At 38.7% G+C, this 664-nt stretch carries 1 protein-coding gene; it reads right to left on the reverse strand.

Features of this window, described 5'->3' with window-relative positions; translation table 11 throughout:
- Positions 1 to 204 precede the first annotated feature (204 nt).
- Positions 205 to 540 carry a helix-turn-helix domain-containing protein gene (locus S1OALGB6SA_RS01090; protein ID WP_124032270.1) on the reverse strand — a complete coding sequence of 112 codons (336 nt, stop codon included), beginning with the start codon at positions 538 to 540 and terminating at the stop codon, positions 205 to 207.
- Positions 541 to 664 lie beyond the last annotated feature (124 nt).

A 664-nucleotide genomic window follows, 5' to 3' on the forward strand; every position in this document is an offset into this window, starting at 1 on the left:
TCGATAATGCTGCATTATCGACTAGCAAGGCGGTATCGGCTTGCAGGCTGTGGGGCTTTGATTAGTCTAGGAAGCTCAAAGCTCGTTTATGAGGCTTCGTAAGAAAGAGGTTTGGCTTAAGGGTTTGCTATCTGCAAGCTGATACCTAAAGGCCCTGGATGAGCCGCTTGGGGGGTGAAGGATCAAAAGATGAGCTTAGCTTCTTTATTTAGCCCCCTTTAGATAGTTGTCTATTGTTTTCAAGAGGGTTTTCTGATTCGGAAGGTCTAATTTTTCAATTTTTTTCATTCTCTTAACAATTTTTAAACTTAGCATTTCTTCCGTTTCTGAGGAGGAATTTAGTCCGATAAGTTTGTCAGCACTAACTCTTAATACTTTGGCAATTCTATAAAGTGTATTTGCCGTGACTTTCAGTCTGTCAGTTTCGTAGTGAGAGATTAAATTCGCAGGAATACTCATTCGAGCAGCAAGTTCTTTTTGAGTTAATCCATTTTCCTTTCTGTAATAGGCAATATTTCTTCCAATAGTTTGTGATTTCATTCACAAAAAATATAGCACGGAGCTTGACAAAAGATTGTTATATCTAATATTTTGGTTCTACAAAACACTCTTGACACACTTTTGCAAGACCCCGCTCTGTTAGAGCGGTTTAAGAAAATGACCC

It is taken from the genome of Olavius algarvensis spirochete endosymbiont, assembly GCA_900608495.1.
In the GTDB taxonomy this organism is placed as follows: Bacteria; Spirochaetota; Spirochaetia; order DSM-2461; family DSM-2461; genus UBA2779.

Coding starts and splice junctions, on each gene's coding strand:
- S1OALGB6SA_RS01090 (WP_124032270.1), bottom strand. CDS start 540: ATGAAATCACAAACTATTGGAAGAAATATTGCCTATTACAGAAAGGAA.